A 15,673-nucleotide genomic window follows, 5' to 3' on the forward strand; every position below is an offset into this window, starting at 1 on the left:
GCTAGTGATCCAGATCTCGCTTGACGACTTCATGTGACCACCCTTACAGTTTCTTTACGAGCATCGGATGTCCTACATCCGATAACCAGAAAACTTGAATGGTGAGGCATCTTATGAGCAACACGATTAACAACCTGCCGCTGGTCAGCGACGCCAGCCGACGCAACTTCCTCAAGCTGACCGGGGCGATTGGAGCCGCGGCAGCGTTCACGGCCAGCCTGTCCGCATGTGGCGGTCCTGCCTCCACCACCACGGGCGCAGCAAACAACACTGCGACCGTCAACAAGGACCTCACCATCGAGGCAGGCATCTCCTATGCCTTGTCCACGGGTTTCGACCCGATGACGTCCTCCGGCGCCACGCCGCAGGCCGCCAACCTGCACGTCTTCGAAGGCCTCGTGGAACTCCACCCCGCCACCCGCGAGCCCTACAACGCGCTGGCAGCGAGCGACCCCAAGAAGGTCAACGACACCACATATCAGGTGACCATCCGCGACGGTGCCAAGTTCCACAACGGCACCCCTGTCACCACCGACGATGTTGTCTACTCCTTCACCCGCGTGATGGACCCGGCCAACAAGTCCTTGTTCTCCCAGTTCATTCCATTCATCAAGGACGTCAAGGCCCTCGATGCCAAGACGGTCGAGTTCTCGCTGAAATACCCCTTCCCGGGCTTCGGACCGCGAATCTCCGTGGTGAAGGTGGTTCCGAAGGCGTTGGCATCAGCCGACCAGAAGGGATTCGATGCCAAGCCCGTCGGCTCCGGCCCTTACAAGCTGATCTCGGCAGTCAAGGACGACAAGATCGTCTTCGAAGCATTCGCTGACTACAACGGCCCCAAGCCGGCACTCGCCAAGGGCATGACGTGGCTGCTGCTCTCGGACGCGGCAGCCCGTGTCACGGCAGTGCAGTCGGGCCGCGTCCAGGCAATCGAAGACGTCCCCTACCTGGACATGGACGGGCTCAAGTCCAAGACCCGCGTTGAGTCCGTGCAGTCCTTCGGCATGCTGTTCCTGATGTTCAACTGCGCCAAGGCCCCGTTCGACAACAAGCTGGTGCGCCAGGCACTCCACTACGGACTGGACAAGGACGCCATCATCAAGAAGGCCTTGTTCGGCAATGCGAAGGCTGCGTCGTCGTACTTCCAGGAGGGCCACCCGGACTACGTCAAAGCCAAGAACGTCTACTCCTACGATCCCCAGAAGGCCGCGGACCTCCTCAAGCAGGCCGGCGTGAGCAACCTCGAATTCGAGCTGCTCACCACGGATACCGCTTGGGTCAAGGACGTTGCTCCGCTGATGCTGGAATCCTGGAACAAGATCCCGGGCGTCAAGGTGACCGCAAAGAACCTCCAGTCCGGCGCCTTGTACTCGGACAGGGTCGGCAAAGCCGACTTCTCCGTGGTCGCGGCCCCGGGCGACCCCTCCGTCTTCGGCAACGACGCAGACCTGCTCTTGAGCTGGTTCTACTCGGGCGCCACCTGGATGGCCAAGCGCGCCTACTGGACCACTCCGGAAAGCGCCACCCTCCAGGGCCTGATGGATAAGGGCTCGCAGGCCGCAGCCGCCGATGCGAAAAAGATCACCGGCCAAATCGTGGATCTCGTCTCCGATGAAGTCCCGCTGTACCCGCTGTTCCACCGCCAGCTCCCCAGCGCTTGGGACGAAAAGAAGCTCTCAGGCTTCAAGCCGCTGCCCACCACGGGACTGTCCTTCATCGGCGTCGGCCGCACCTCCTAGACACACCCACCCCAACTAGCTCGCATTTGTTGTCGTTTAGACGGCTCAAAACGACAACTACTGCGAGCTAGTTGGGCGAGGCGCACCCCTTAGAAGCACTACCCCGCGAGACCGCCACTGGGTCCCCGCACCAAAGCAACCGGAGAACAAATTGGTCATGATATTGCGTCTGCTTGGACGCAGGCTCGCAGCGTTGCCCCTGATGATCCTGGGCATCACGCTGCTGGTCTTCCTCGTCCTTCAAGCAGCCCCAGGCGACCAGGCCAGCTCGGCCCTCGGCGAAGGCGCCAGCGAGGCCGCCAAACAGCAGTACCGCCAGGACAACGGCCTGAACGATCCCCTGTTCGTCCAATACTTCCGTTTCCTCGGCCGACTCCTGCAGCTCGACCTTGGCGTGACTACACCGCCGTCCAAGTCGGTGGCAAGCATGATCGCCTCAGCCTTCCCGCTGACCCTCCAGCTGACCTTCCTCGGCGTGATCATCGCCGTCGTCCTGTCTTTGGTTTTCGGCATCATCGGCGCCCTTTACCGCGACAAATGGCAGGACCAGCTGGTCCGGATCTTCTCCATCGCAGCCATCGCCACCCCGTCCTTCTGGCTTGGCATCCTGCTCATCCAGTGGTTCGCGCTCGGTGACAACCCGCTGTTCCCCTCGGGTGGAATCGCGACGCCGGAGTCCGGCTTCGGCGGCTGGCTCAACTCGATGGCGCTCCCGGCCCTCGCGCTCGGCATTCCGGTCTCCGCTTCCCTGATCCGCGTGGTCCGCACGTCCATGGTGGAGGAACTGGACCGTGACTACGTCCGCACAGCCATCGGCAACGGAGTCCCCTACCGCGAGGTGGTTTCCCGGAACGTCCTGCGCAACGCGCTCGTGACTCCGGTGACCGTGCTGGGACTCAGGATCGGCTACCTCCTGGGCGGCGCCGTCGTCATTGAAATGATCTTCGCCCTTCCGGGCATGGGCCAGCTGATCCTCAACGGCATCACCAACCTGGACGTCAACCTGGTCCAGGGCGTGGTCCTCACCATCTCGGTCACCTTCGTTCTAGTGAACATCGTGGTGGACCTCCTGTACCTGCTCATCAACCCCCGAATCAGGACGGTATAGCCATGCGCAGCAAACTTGCTGAACGGCTCAGCGCCCCGGGCGTCCGCTTCAAGTCCCTCCCTTGGGGATCGCGTTTTGCCCTCTTGTTCCTCGTGGTCATCGCCCTCGCGGCGATCTTCGCGCCGGTCATCGCGCCACACGATCCCCTGGAAACGTTCATTCCGGCGCAAGCTCCGGACGGCGACCACTTCTTCGGCACCGACCGCCTCGGCCGTGACGTCTTCTCCCGGCTCCTTTACGGCTCACAGTCCTCGCTCATGATCGGCCTCGGCGCAGTGGCCCTCGCGATCGCCGTCGGCGCCGTGCTTGGTTCGCTCGCCGCGACGTCCGGCAAGGCCGTCAGCGAGATCATCATGCGCCTCATGGACATCCTCATGGCGTTCCCGGGCATCGCCCTTGCAGCCGTACTCCTGGCCGCGTTCGGCAACTCGGTCCCCACCATCATCGTCGCGATCGCGATCATCTACACCCCGCAGCTCGCCCGCGTGGTCCGCGCCAACGTGCTCTCCCAATACGGCGAAGACTACGTCCGCGCCGAACGAGTGATGGGTGCAAGCCGCCCCTACATCCTCCTCAAGCACATTGTCCGCAACACCGCGGCCCCGGTGCTGGTTTTCGCCACGGTCATGGTGGCCGACGCCATCATCCTCGAAGCCTCGCTGTCCTTCCTCGGCGCCGGTGTTCAGGATCCCGCGCCGTCCTGGGGCAACGTGATCTCCTACGGCCGCAACCTGGTCCTGTCCGGCGGCTGGTGGGCAACCACCTTCGCCGGCCTCACCATCCTGCTCACCGTGCTTGCGTTGAACATCCTCGCCGAGGGCCTCACCGATGCCATGGTGAACCCGAAGCTGCGCAAGGCACCTGTTGTGAAGGACGACGACGGTGCTGGCGCTGCCTTTGCGGGCGCGGCAGTGACGGGCGCCGCCGTCGATACCGAGATCGCGACGTCGGTAGCCCAGTCTTCCGTGGTCGAGCAGCACGAGCTCGACGGCGTTCGCGCCGCCAACGGCGATCCGCTCTCGGAAGAGGACTACGCGGCGTCCGTTCTGAATGATCCGAAACTCGCAGCAGAGAATCCCCACGCGCTACTCGACAAGGAACTTGAGCTCCTCGCATCCATCGAGGCCAAGCGCACGGACCGGCTCGCCCAGGTCCCCGCCGATGCCCGGAACGTTCTGGAGGTCAAGAACCTGTCCATCCGCTTCCCCGGCCGCTTCGGCGAAACCGCGATCGTGGACAACGTCTCCTTCACCGTCCGCGAAGGGGAAACCATGGGCTTGGTGGGCGAATCCGGTTGCGGCAAGTCCATCACGTCCCTCGCGATCATGGGCCTCCTGCCAAAGACCGCCGAGATCACCGGGTCCATCACCTTCGATGGCAAGGAACTCCTTGATTCCGGCTCGAAGCACAGCAATGCCAAGGCCTACCAAGGCCTACGCGGCGAACAGATCGCAATGGTCTACCAGGATGCTCTGAGCTCGCTCAACCCGTCCATGAAGATCAAGGAGCAGATGACCCAGCTGACAAGGCGCGGCGGCCGCAAGACCCCCGCCGAGTTGCTGGAAATGGTGAAGCTCGATCCCGTCCGCACGCTTGCCAGCTACCCGCACGAGCTCTCCGGCGGGCAGCGCCAACGCGTACTGATCGCCATGGCGCTCTCCCGCTCGCCGAAGATCGTGGTGGCAGACGAACCCACCACCGCGCTGGACGTCACCGTCCAGAAGCAGGTAGTGGAACTGCTCAACGAACTGCGCGAACAGCTCGGCTTCGCCATGATCTTCGTCAGCCACGACCTCGCCCTCGTTGCCTCCCTCGCACACCGGATCACGGTCATGTACGCAGGACAGGTAGTGGAATCGGCACAGGCTTCCGAGCTCCTGCAGAACCCGCGGCACGAATACACGCGCGGTTTGCTGGGCGCTGTTCTTTCGATCGAGGCCGACGCCGTCCGCCTCCACCAGATCCCCGGCACCGTTCCCTCCCCGCGCGATTTCGCGTCGGGCGACCGCTTTGCGGCCCGTTCGTTGAGGCCCGACGCCGATCCAAACCAGCCATTGGTCCTCACGGCTATTGAATCAGCCAGTGGCGGAGCGGACCGGGACCACTACTGGGCTAGCCACCTCAAGGAGGATGCAAAGTGAGTGTTTCAACCGGCAAGCCGGTCATCGAGCTCAAAGACGTCAAGGTCCATCACCGGGCCCGCACCGGCGGCCTCTTCCGGCCCAACATCGTCAAAGCCGTCAACGGCGTGGACTTCAGCATTAGCCGCGGCGAAACGGTGGGCATCGTCGGCGAGTCCGGCTGCGGCAAGTCCACGCTCGCGTCGGTGCTCGTGGGACTCCAAGCCCCGACGTCGGGCGAGGTCCTGTTCCACGGCAAGCCGGCTATCAAACGAAACGCCCGGATGCGCAAGGAATTCGGACGCGCCGTATCGGTCGTCTTCCAGGACCCGGCCACGGCCCTCAATCCGCGCATGACCATCCAAGACATCCTCACCGATCCCCTGCAGGTGCACGGCATCGGCAACGCCGCGTCCCGCTCGGCCAAGGTCAAGGAACTGCTGGCCCTCGTCGGTTTGCCGCAATCGGCTGCCGAGGTCACGCCGTCGCAGGTTTCCGGCGGCCAGCGCCAGCGCGTGGCCATCGCCCGCGCCCTCGCCTTGGACCCGGACATCATCGTGGCGGACGAGCCGACGTCGGCCCTCGACGTTTCGGTCCGTGCCCAGGTCCTGAACCTGCTGTCCGACCTGAAAACCCAGCTGAACCTTGGCATGGTGTTCATTTCGCACGATATCCAGACCGTCCGCTACGTCTCCGACCGCATCTGCGTCATGTACTTCGGACAGATCGTCGAGGAAGGCCCGGCCGCCCAGGTCTTCGACAACCCGAGCAACGACTACACCAAGAAGCTGCTCGGCGCCGCGCCCAGCCTGCTCCACACCTAAGTTTTTCCCATCAAGATCCAAGCAACGGAGATTTCTATGTCTACTCAGTTCCAGGGCGTCATTCCCCCGGTCATCACCCCCCGCCACGCAGACGGCCGCGTTGACACCGCGTCCCTGAAGAACGTCACCAAGCACCTGCTCGACGGCGGCGTGTCCGGCCTCTTCGTGTTGGGCTCCTCGGGCGAGGTCCCCTACATGACCAACGAAGAGCGCGAACTCGTTGTCTCCACAATCGCCGACGCGAACGCCGGCGCCGTACCCCTCATCGTGGGCGCCAACGAACAAACCACCAACCGCGTCATCGAAGAAGCACGCAAGGTTGTGGACCTCGGCGCCGACGCAATCGTGGTCACCTCCATGTACTACGCCATCGGCAACGCCCAGGAGACCGAAACCCACTTCCGCAGCATCCACGCTGTCGTGGACAAGCCGATCTTCGCCTACGACGTCCCCGTCCGCACGCACTTCAAACTTCCGACCGACCTCCTGGTCCGCCTGGGCCGCGACGGCGTCATCGCGGGCGTCAAAGACTCCTCCGGCGACGACGTCTCCTTCCGCCAACTCGTCCTCGCAGCCAAGGACATCCCCAACTTCGACATCTTCACGGGCCACGAAATAGTAGTGGACGGCGCCCTCCTCGCCGGCGCCCAAGGCGTAGTCCCCGGCCTCGGCAACGTCGACCCCGCCGGTTACCGCCGCCTGTTCGACGCCACCCAAGACGGAGACTGGACCGCAGCCGCCGCCGAACAAGACCGCCTGGCCGACCTCTTCGACATCGTCTACACCCCCAACGGCCGCGTCTCCGGCGGGGCAGCAGGACTAGGTGCCTTCAAGACGGCCCTCCAAATCATGGGCATCATCGAATCCAACACCATGAGCGCCCCCATGCTCTCCCTGAACGCCGAAGAAGCCTCCGCAATCCGCACGATCCTCGAGCGCAACGGCCTGGTCTAAGGTTCGCAGGCTCGCCTCGCCTGAGCGGGGTTGCCTCGCATCATTGTGCTGCCGGTCTTCACCTTTGTGGGTTGCCGAGCGTCACCTTTCGTGGGTTGCAGTGGTCGGGTCCTGCCGGCGGACCAGTTTTGCCGTCCCTTAGACACCTCCCGCCATGCAGCTCCGGTCGCTAAGCGACCTGCGCAGCATTCTGGTCGGCGATGCGGGACTACACAAAACCGTCCCTCCGGCACTCGGGCGATTGCGGAACCTTTTCGGGCGGTCCACTTTGGGTCCGCACTGTGCCGCCGCAGGCGGCAGTCGGCGGCAGGTCCCGATCGGTGAGTCGACAGTTCGCAGCGTCAGGTGAGTCGATCGCCTGAGGTGCCGGGCCGGGGTCTTGCGTAGGCGCGCATCGCCGACCAGAGTCGTCTGAAGGTCGCCCAGCGACCGGAAGACGACGTCGGGAGGTGTCTAAGCGCCGGCAAGGCAGCGGTTTGGCGCCGCCGCAACCACACCTAACCTGAGCACAGACAAAACGTACGGTCCGCGCTGACTCAACCGCAGCAAACACGTGACCGAGCAACAATGAAACCCAGCAATCGAACGATCCGGAGGACAAACATGATGTACGTGGTCGGGGTTGATCTTGGTGGGACGAAGACTGCCGCTGGGGTTGTGGGGGCCGATGGGGAGGTGTTGTTTTCGGAGCAGATTCCTACGCTGAATCGGGATGGGGGCGACGCTATTTTGCGGGCGACTGCGGCGCTCGTGGGGCGGCTCATGCGGCGGGCGGCGGGCGAGGGAATCGACGTCGGGCGTGTTGGTGTGGGTTCTGCCGGGGTCATCGATGCCGTGAATGGTGAGGTGGTTTCGGCGACTGATGCGATTCTGGGGTGGGCCGGGACAAGGTTGACGGCCGGGCTGGCGCAACTCCTCGGCTTGCCGCGGGGATCGGTCAGTGCAGTCAACGATGTGCATGCGCATGCTTTGGGTGAGGCATGGCGTGGGGCGGCTGCGGGGTCTTCGAGTTCGTTGATGGTGGCTTTCGGGACAGGTGTGGGCGGCAGCTTTGTGCTGGACGGCTCTCCTGTTTTGGGGCACCACTATGTGGGTGGGCACGTGGGGCATTTTGCTTCGCCGTACGCCTATCACGAGGGCAAAGCCCTCCCCTGCGTGTGCGGCGGCTCGGGCCACGTCGAGGCGATCGCCTCGGGGCCGGCCATCCATGAGTCGTTCATCCGTTTCGGCGGTTCCTCCGAGGTCGCGGACACCCGTGCCGTATTTGCAGTGGCTCGCGACGGCGATAGTGCAGCCGCGGCTGACAGTGCTGCCGCCATCAAAGCCATCGGGGCGGGCGCGGGTGCTGCCGGGCAGGCGATCGGCGGGCTCGTCAACATCCTCGACCCGGAGACGGTAGTGGTTTCCGGCGGTCTCGCAGATGCGGGAGATTTCTGGTGGAAACCCATGGAACGCGCCCTGCGCAAAGAGCTTATGGGCCCGCTTGCTGACATTCCCGTGCTTCGCGCGGCGCTAGGCAATACCGCGGCGATTGTGGGCGCAGCCAAACTCGTCCTGAACTGACACCAAACCACCCGAACACCCTCGCAAGGAGACACCTCATGATCCTGACCCCCGATGACCTCGAAGCCCTCCGCTCGCAGTTGATCGTCTCCTGCCAGGCCTACCCGGGCGAACCCATGCGCGATCCGCGGACGACCGGCCAGGTTGCCGCGTCGGCGGTTATCGGTGGTGCCGCCGCGGTCCGGGTCCAGGGCCTCGCGGATGTCCAGTTCACCCGCACAGCTGTGGAGGTTCCGGTGATCGGGCTCTGGAAGGACGGGCACGACGGCGTGTTCATCACCCCGACGCTCCGGCACGCCCTCGCCGTCGCGAATGCCGGCGCACACGTCGTGGCGATCGACGGCACCCGACGCCCGCGTCCCGATGGCTTGACCCTCAAGCAAACCGTCGATGGAATCCATGCTGAATCGCATACCTTGGTCATGGCTGACTGCGGTTCCTACGCTGATGCTGTGGCCGCCGTCGAAGCCGGTGTTGACCTGATCGGCACCACGCTGGCCGGGTACACCGGGGAACGTGCCAAGACAGACGGCCCCGATCTCGAGCTTCTCGCGGAGATCGCCGGCGCCGGACTAGGCAAGCCGCTCATCGCCGAGGGCCGCATCCACACCCCCGCACAAGCCCGCCAGGCCCTCGACGCCGGTGCGTTCGCCGTCGTCGTCGGCACCGCCATCACGCATCCGGCGAGCATCACCGGCTGGTTTAAGGGCGCAATGCACGCCTGATCAAGCAGAATCCGTCGCCGCATCCCTGATCCCCGCCGGTGTCCGGGCGTAGGCTTCTCCCATGGCTGACGAGAATATCCGGGAATTCGATGTCATCGTGATCGGCGCCGGGACGGTGGGTGAGAACGTTGCAGACCGAGTGGTCCGGGGCGGCCTTACCGCGGCCATCGTTGAGGCTGAACTCGTCGGAGGGGAATGCTCCTACTGGGCCTGCATACCGTCCAAAGCACTCCTTCGGCCTGGAACCGCGCTGCACACAGCACAATCAGTGCCCGGAGCATCGGACTCCGTCACGAAGGTCCTGGATCCCGCGCCGGTCCTGAAGTACCGGGACTACTTCACCAACAAGTGGCAGGACGACGGCGCGGTGCAGTGGCTCGTGGACTCCGGCATCGAACTCATCCGGGGCCGGGCGCGCATCACGGGCCCGCGCGAAGTCCAAGTGGACGGCAAGGACGGCAACAGCTACTCGCTCAAGGCCCATCACGCCGTAGTGGTGGCCACCGGATCCACACCACTCATCCCGAAAATCGACGGCTTGCGCAACGTCCCCTACTGGACAACCCGCGGCGCCACCTCGGTGCAGCAAATCCCCAAGCGGTTCATCGTCCTTGGCGGCGGTGTCGCCAGTGTGGAGCTTGCCCAAGCGTTTGCCCGTTTGGGCTCGTCGGTTTCGATCGTTGCCCGAGGCCGGCTGTTGAGCGCGTTCCCGGAGGAAGCCGCCAATCTGGTTGCCGCGGGGCTTCGGGCCGACGGCGTCGATCTCCACCTTGGGACAGACACCACGCTCGTCGAACACAACGCGGACCATGCCTTCAGCGTCACCCTGGGCGACGGGACAGTCTTGAACTCCGACCAGTTGCTGGTGGCGACCGGTCGGCGGCCCTCCCTGGACAATTTGGGACTCGAAAACGTAGGGCTCGACGCCGAGGAGGGCAAGCCTCTGCGCCTCACCACGGACTCGAGCGGCTTGGTTGAGGGTGCCGCGAGCGACGGCACCAGCGGGCTGTGGCTTTACGCGGCCGGCGATGCTGCGGGATCGGTCTTCCTCACCCATCAGGGGAAGTACGAGGCCCGGGCAACCGGCGACGCCATCGTGGCCCGCGCCAAGGGAACCCTCCACGGCGACCCTAAGCCCTGGAGCGCCCTCGCAAAGACGGCCGACGAATACGCGATACCCAGCGTGGTCTTCACGGATCCGGAAGTGGCATCCGTGGGCCCGAGCCTCAAGCAGGCGCTGCAAAAGGGCATCAACGCAAGCTCGGTGGAACTCCCCATCAACGTGTCCGGCTCCCAGCTGCATTCGGAAAATTACGAAGGCTGGGCGCAACTCGTGGTGGACGAGGACCGGAAGGTGGTGGTGGGCGCGACGTTCGCCGGGCCCGGAGTAGCCGAGCTTTTGCACGGCGCAACCATCGCGATTGTGGGCGAAGTGCCGTTGGACCGGCTGTGGCATGCGGTGCCGTCGTTCCCGACCATCAGCGAGGTGTGGCTGCGCCTCTTGGAGAAGTACGGACTGTGAGGACTCATGGACATTTCTCCCGATAGGCGCGCGCTGCTCAAGACGATCGGGCTTGGAGCGGCCGGCGTAGCCAGTATTTCGGTACTGTCGGCTTGCACTGGTGAATCCGCACAGCCCGCGTCACAAGCGTCGGCCGCACTGCTCCCGGCCCCGCCGGGGCAGATCGAACCGCTTCTGGACAGGGCGAAGGTCAACGGCGCCTTGAGCAAGCTCGACGGTTTGATCCAAGACGCCATGGAGAAGACCGGATTGCCCGGGATGGCGGTGGCCGTGGTGTACCGGGACGAGGTGGTGTACTCCAAGGGCTTCGGCATCCGGGAGGTCGGGAAGCCGGAACGGATCGGTTCTGACACGGTCTTCAAGCTCGCTTCGGTATCCAAACCCTTGGCGTCAACCGTGGTGGCGGGCGTGGTGGGGCGGCAACTCATCAAATGGACCGACTCCGTCATTGAATCCGATAAGGACTTCTCGCTCAAGGATGACTACGTCACGCGAAATGCCACCTTTGCCGACCTCATGTCGCACCAGAGCGGCCTGAAAACAGCGTCAGGTGATCTGCTGGAAGACCTCGGATTCGACCGGGCATACATCCTCAGCCACCTCAACCAGGAGCCGCTTGATACCTTCCGGTCCAGCTACAACTACAGCAACTTCGGCTACACGGCAGGCGGTGAGGCAGCTGCCAAAGCAATGAAAATGTCTTGGGAGGATCTGGCGGACGAGATCCTTTTCCGGCCGCTCGGCATGTCCGCAAGCAGTTACCGCAACTCGGACTATGAGAAAGCGTCGGACAAAGCCGCCATCCATGTGCCCCTAGGGAACAAGCAATGGGCAGCGAAGTACCACCGCGACGCCGACTCCGAGGCCCCGGCCGGGGGTGCGAGTTCCTCGGTCCGGGACCTCGCCCAGTGGCTCCGGCTGCAACTCGGCAACGGCAGCTTCGGCGGCAAGCCGGTTATCGATCCGGCTGCACTCCAAACGACCCATGTTCCGCATGCGGTTTCGGGCCCAGCATCCTCTCCCGCCGCGCGCTCCCGCTTCTACGGCCTGGGATGGAACGTCACCTATGACGACCAGGCACGTGTCCAGCTAGGGCACTCCGGAGCGTTCAATCTTGGCACCGCCACCGCTGTTGCCATGCTCCCTGGGGAGCAGCTAGCCATCGTGGCCCTGACTAACGGACGTCCGCAGGGCATTCCCGAAGCAATCACCGCAGGTTTCCTGGACGCAGCGCAGCACGGCGCACCCACAGTCGATTGGCTGGCATTTACCGCTGGTGTGTTCAAGCAGATCGATGACTCCGAGAAACCGAAGGTCGACTACACCAAAGTTCCCTCCAACCCTGCTCCGGCCCGAGCAAACATTGCGTACACAGGCACGTATGCCAACCCCTACTACGGCCCGCTCGAGGTCCTCGACCAGGACGGAAAGCTGGCCCTCAGGATGGGACCGGCCGGCAGCCCGACCACCTTCCCGCTCGTCCACTTTGACGCCGACACTTTCAGCTTTGAATCTATCGGAGAGAACGGCAATGGCCTGGCCGGGGCAGTTTTTGCCGGGGGCAGCAGCCGCGCACCCAGTGTCACGCTCTACTTTTACGACAGGACAGGACTGGGAACCTTCACGCGGGCCGAGTAGCCGCCCAAACTCTATTTGAACTGACTGGTCAGTTCAGTTACGATTGGAGCAGATAACAGGTTCTGCGAAAGGTCCAATTGTGCTGTCTGCACAGCAACTCCAGATCGACGGCCGCCGGGACGATCTCCTGCCTCCCACTTCCCTCGAAGCCAGGCGCGGGGAACTCCTCCTGGTCAGCGGCGACGGTCAGGACCAGCGCACCGCGTTGGCGCTTGCGCTGAGCGGCCGGATGAAACCCAGCAAAGGCCTCCTGAGCTGGGACAACTCGACGAAGACCAAGAAAGTCCGGGCCGCGAGCGCCCTGATTGACGCTCCCGGCGTCAACGAGCCGGAACAGCATTTGAGCGTCCGCGACCTCGTCACCGAAGACCTTTCCCTCATCCCCCGCCGCTACCGTGGCGCCCTCCTCAGCAAGCCGTGGCTCAAGGTCAACCGCTTCGAGGACATCGCCGGGCTCTGGATTGAGCAGCTCCCTGCCGACCGGCGCCTCGAGCTGCTGACTGCCCTGGCCCTCGCGGACCCTGCCCTTGACCTCCTGGTGCTCGACTCCCCGGACCGGCACAGCGCAAACACCGCAGACTGGCTCCCCCGCCTTGAGCAGTTGGCGTACGACGCCGGGCGGCCGCTCGCCGTCGTCGCGGTCGTTTCTGCCCTCCCGGACAGCTGGGACGGACCGGCCGCGGTGATCGGCAACTCGGTCGCGCATACTGCACCGGCCGAACCGCCCGCCGAACCCGCCGACGACCCGCAAGAAGATCCCGAAGAAGTACCCGAAACCCTGCAAAGGACCGCAAAGTGACTGTTCTGCGGCTGGCCCGCTCCGAACTCAAGCGCATGACCGGCGGGCTCCTGCCTAAGCTGACCATCCTCGCCCTGACCATGGTGCCCCTGCTCTACGGAGCCGTGTACCTTTACGCGAACTGGGATCCTTACGGCAATCTCAACCAGATCGACGCAGCCTTGGTCGTCGAAGACGCGGGAGCCCAGCCGGCCAACGGTCCCGAACTGCAGGCGGGCCAGAAGGTTGCCGACAGCCTCGTGCAGAGCCACGTTTTCAACTGGCAGCGAGTGACCACCGCGGCCGAAGCCGACGCCGGCGTGGAATCCGGCAAATACGCCTTCGCCCTGAAGATTCCAAAGGACTTTTCCGCCAACCTGGTCTCGCCGGGCAGCTTCGACGCCGCCAACCAGGCGATGCTCAACGTCACCACCAACGACGCGAACAACTATCTCCTCAGCACCATCGTCGACAAGCTCACCACCGCGGTGCACTCCACCGTGGCCAAGGAAGTGGGCGAGGAAACCGCCAACCAACTCCTCACGGGCTTCGGCACCATCCACGCTTCCATCGTCAAGGCGTCCGACGGCGCCTCCCAGCTCGCCGATGGCGTCGGCAAGCTCAGCGACGGCGCGGCCACCCTCCAGAACGGCACGAGCAAGCTCAGCAGCGGCGCGTCCGAGCTACTGGCGGGCCAAAATAAGCTGCGCGACGGCGCCAATCAGCTGAACGGCGGCGCCGGGCAGCTCAGCGCAGGGCTCACCGAACTGAAGAACAAGACCGCATCCCTTCCGGCCGACTCACAGAAGCTCGCCGACGGCGCCGCCCAAGTAGCCGCCGGAAACGCGCAGTTGAACGCGAAAGTCCAGGACGTCGTCGGGCAGCTTTCAGCGTTCGACGCCGGGGCGCGGGACCGCGTTGTCGCCTCCAACGCGCGGCTCGTGTCCTCCGGGGTCATCACGCAGGACCAGGCGAACAAGATCCTGGCAGACTTCGACACCGCCGCCGCGTCCGGCCCGGTCACCGACGCCAAAGCCAAGATCTCGGCCGATGCCGCCCAGATCCAGCAGCTTTCCGACGGATCGGCTGCGGTCAGTGCGGGCGCCGCCAAACTTGCCGGTGCCACGCCGGCACTGACGGGCGCCATCGGCCAGGCCTCGGCAGGCGCGGACCAGCTCAGCTCCGGCGCCGCGACGCTGGCCGCGGGTGAACAGTCTGCCGTCAACGGCACGGCGGCCCTCGCCGACGGTGCGGCAAAGCTCGACGACGGCGCGGCGCAGCTTGCCAGCGGTGCCGCGACGGCCGCGGACGGATCCCGCACCTTGGCGAGCGAGTTGGCGAAGGGCGCAGGCAAGGTCCCGAACCCGAACGACGCCCAAAAGAGCGAGGTGTCCAAAGTGATCGCGGATCCTGTGGCGGTCAGCAACGTCTCGCAGGCCAAGGCAGGGTCCTACGGTGCGGGCCTGGCCCCGTTCTTCCTGACGCTGTCCCTTTGGATCGGTGTGTTCATGCTGGTCCAGGCGATGCGTCCCATCACGCAGCGGGCCTTGGCCTCGAACGCTCCGTCGTGGAAAATCGCCGTCGGCGGTTGGCTGCCGTTCTTCGTGGTGTCCGTGCTGCAAGCAAGCATCCTCACCCTCGTGGTGGACCTGGGGCTGGGCCTCAACGCGGCGCACCCGGTGTGGATGTGGTTGTTCATGCTGGCCGCGGTCATGGCATTCACGGCCCTGATCCAGGGCATCGTGGCTTTGCTGGGGACTCCCGGAAAGTTCGTGGTGTTGATCCTGCTGGTCCTGCAGTTGGTGTCTTCCGGCGGAACGTTCCCGTGGCAAACCACCCCCATGCCGCTGCACGTGGTGCACGAGATCATGCCAATGGGCTACGTTGTGACCGGGATGCGGCATTTGATCTATGGCGGCGATTTGTCCATGATCTGGCCGATTGTCCTGGGCCTGCTTGGCTACACTGTGCTGGGAGCCGCGCTTTCCACGCTGGCCGTCCGTAAGCACAAGTTCTGGACCCTCAAGACCCTGAAGCCGGAGATCGCCGTATGAGCATGCAAGAGCCGGAGGCCCTCGGGTTCCCGGAGAAGAAGCTCCGCCCGGCCCGCACGAACGCGACCAAGCAGCGCCTCTTCGACGCTTCCATGGAGCTGATCGGCGAGCGCGGCGCAGCGGGGGTCACAGTGGACGAGATCGCGGCCGCAGCCGGAGTGTCCAAGGGAACGGTCTACTACAACTTCGGCAGCAAGTCCGATCTGATCGCCCAGTTGCTGCGCCACGGCGTCGACATCATGCTCGGCAGGCTCCAGACCATCGAAGGCCTGCACGCCGATCCGCTCGAGGCCATGGAGGCCATGCTCGGCCAGGCCATGGACTTCATGGACGACTACCCGTCCTTCGCGCGGCTCTGGATCAGCGAGAACTGGCGGACGCCCAGCGAATGGGGCAAGCTCTTCGTCGAACTCCGCACCGAGTTGCTGGCCGTGATTGGCTCAGCCATCGAAAAGGTCGCCACCACGTACACCGTGGATACGGGCATTGCCCGGGGCAGCCTCGAGGCGGCGATGTTCGGAGCGATCTTCGTGGTGGGCCTTGACCGGCAGACGTACAACCCCGAGCGCACCCGCGAGCAGAGCATTGCGGCCATCATGACTATCATGCGCGGCTACGTACTGCGGTAACGGTATGGCAACTGGCGCG

General features: G+C 64.4%; 12 protein-coding genes. All 12 read left to right on the forward strand.

All coding sequences use genetic code 11. The annotated features are described in order from the left end of the window. Positions 1–98: 98 nt before the first annotated feature. Positions 99–1,739 (forward strand): ABC transporter substrate-binding protein, encoded by a 1,641-nt coding sequence (locus ACSVHC_RS07950; protein WP_437772396.1) that lies wholly within the window; start codon positions 99–101, stop codon positions 1,737–1,739. A gap of 151 nt (positions 1,740–1,890) precedes the next feature. Further along, positions 1,891–2,847 (forward strand): ABC transporter permease, encoded by a 957-nt coding sequence (locus ACSVHC_RS07955; RefSeq protein WP_269995006.1) that lies wholly within the window; start codon positions 1,891–1,893, stop codon positions 2,845–2,847. A 2-nt stretch (positions 2,848–2,849) separates the two neighbouring features. Next, complete coding sequence (locus ACSVHC_RS07960) at positions 2,850–4,988, forward strand: dipeptide/oligopeptide/nickel ABC transporter permease/ATP-binding protein (protein WP_437772395.1); 2,139 nt, start codon at positions 2,850–2,852, stop codon at positions 4,986–4,988. Further along, positions 4,985–5,791 carry an ATP-binding cassette domain-containing protein gene (locus ACSVHC_RS07965; RefSeq protein ID WP_437772394.1) on the forward strand — a complete coding sequence of 269 codons (807 nt, stop codon included), beginning with the start codon at positions 4,985–4,987 and terminating at the stop codon, positions 5,789–5,791. The genes ACSVHC_RS07960 and ACSVHC_RS07965 overlap by 4 nt, the downstream gene beginning before the upstream one ends. Positions 5,792–5,827: 36 nt before the next feature. Further along, entirely contained in the window at positions 5,828–6,745 is a 918-nt protein-coding gene (locus ACSVHC_RS07970) for a dihydrodipicolinate synthase family protein (protein ID WP_437772393.1), read from the forward strand. Positions 6,746–7,348: 603 nt separating this feature from the next. Continuing rightward, positions 7,349–8,308, forward strand: a complete 960-nt coding sequence (locus ACSVHC_RS07975) for an ROK family protein (RefSeq protein WP_437772392.1) — start codon at positions 7,349–7,351, stop codon at positions 8,306–8,308. 38 nt (positions 8,309–8,346) lie between these two features. Further along, complete coding sequence (locus tag ACSVHC_RS07980) at positions 8,347–9,033, forward strand: N-acetylmannosamine-6-phosphate 2-epimerase (protein WP_437772391.1); 687 nt, start codon at positions 8,347–8,349, stop codon at positions 9,031–9,033. 61 nt (positions 9,034–9,094) lie between these two features. After that, positions 9,095–10,555, forward strand: a complete 1,461-nt coding sequence (locus ACSVHC_RS07985) for a dihydrolipoyl dehydrogenase family protein (RefSeq protein ID WP_437772390.1) — start codon at positions 9,095–9,097, stop codon at positions 10,553–10,555. A gap of 6 nt (positions 10,556–10,561) precedes the next feature. Beyond that, positions 10,562–12,193, forward strand: coding sequence for a serine hydrolase (locus tag ACSVHC_RS07990; protein WP_439180784.1), 1,632 nt, complete (start codon positions 10,562–10,564; stop codon positions 12,191–12,193). Positions 12,194–12,272: 79 nt separating this feature from the next. Continuing rightward, positions 12,273–12,992 carry an ABC transporter ATP-binding protein gene (locus ACSVHC_RS07995; RefSeq protein WP_437772388.1) on the forward strand — a complete coding sequence of 240 codons (720 nt, stop codon included), beginning with the start codon at positions 12,273–12,275 and terminating at the stop codon, positions 12,990–12,992. Then, on the forward strand, positions 12,989–15,025 hold the full coding sequence (locus tag ACSVHC_RS08000; RefSeq protein WP_437772387.1) for a YhgE/Pip family protein: 2,037 nt from the start codon (positions 12,989–12,991) through the stop codon (positions 15,023–15,025). Before ACSVHC_RS07995 ends, ACSVHC_RS08000 begins: the two co-directional genes overlap by 4 nt. Continuing rightward, positions 15,022–15,654 carry a TetR/AcrR family transcriptional regulator gene (locus ACSVHC_RS08005; RefSeq protein ID WP_437772386.1) on the forward strand — a complete coding sequence of 211 codons (633 nt, stop codon included), beginning with the start codon at positions 15,022–15,024 and terminating at the stop codon, positions 15,652–15,654. The genes ACSVHC_RS08000 and ACSVHC_RS08005 overlap by 4 nt, the downstream gene beginning before the upstream one ends. Positions 15,655–15,673: the final 19 nt, after the last annotated feature.

Source organism: Arthrobacter sp. KNU-44 (genome assembly GCF_051843155.1).
GTDB lineage: Bacteria > Actinomycetota > Actinomycetes > Actinomycetales > Micrococcaceae > Arthrobacter.

What these genes read in the sequence shown, in the direction of transcription:
- ACSVHC_RS07975 (WP_437772392.1), top strand. Translation starts at nt 7,349, where the DNA reads ATGATGTACGTGGTCGGGGTTGATCTTGGTGGGACGAAGACTGCCGCT.
- ACSVHC_RS07980 (WP_437772391.1), top strand. Translation starts at nt 8,347, where the DNA reads ATGATCCTGACCCCCGATGACCTCGAAGCCCTCCGCTCGCAGTTGATC.
- ACSVHC_RS08005 (WP_437772386.1), top strand. Translation starts at nt 15,022, where the DNA reads ATGAGCATGCAAGAGCCGGAGGCCCTCGGGTTCCCGGAGAAGAAGCTC.
- ACSVHC_RS07970 (WP_437772393.1), top strand. Translation starts at nt 5,828, where the DNA reads ATGTCTACTCAGTTCCAGGGCGTCATTCCCCCGGTCATCACCCCCCGC.
- ACSVHC_RS07990 (WP_439180784.1), top strand. Translation starts at nt 10,562, where the DNA reads ATGGACATTTCTCCCGATAGGCGCGCGCTGCTCAAGACGATCGGGCTT.
- ACSVHC_RS07960 (WP_437772395.1), top strand. Translation starts at nt 2,850, where the DNA reads ATGCGCAGCAAACTTGCTGAACGGCTCAGCGCCCCGGGCGTCCGCTTC.
- ACSVHC_RS07985 (WP_437772390.1), top strand. Translation starts at nt 9,095, where the DNA reads ATGGCTGACGAGAATATCCGGGAATTCGATGTCATCGTGATCGGCGCC.
- ACSVHC_RS07950 (WP_437772396.1), top strand. Translation starts at nt 99, where the DNA reads ATGGTGAGGCATCTTATGAGCAACACGATTAACAACCTGCCGCTGGTC.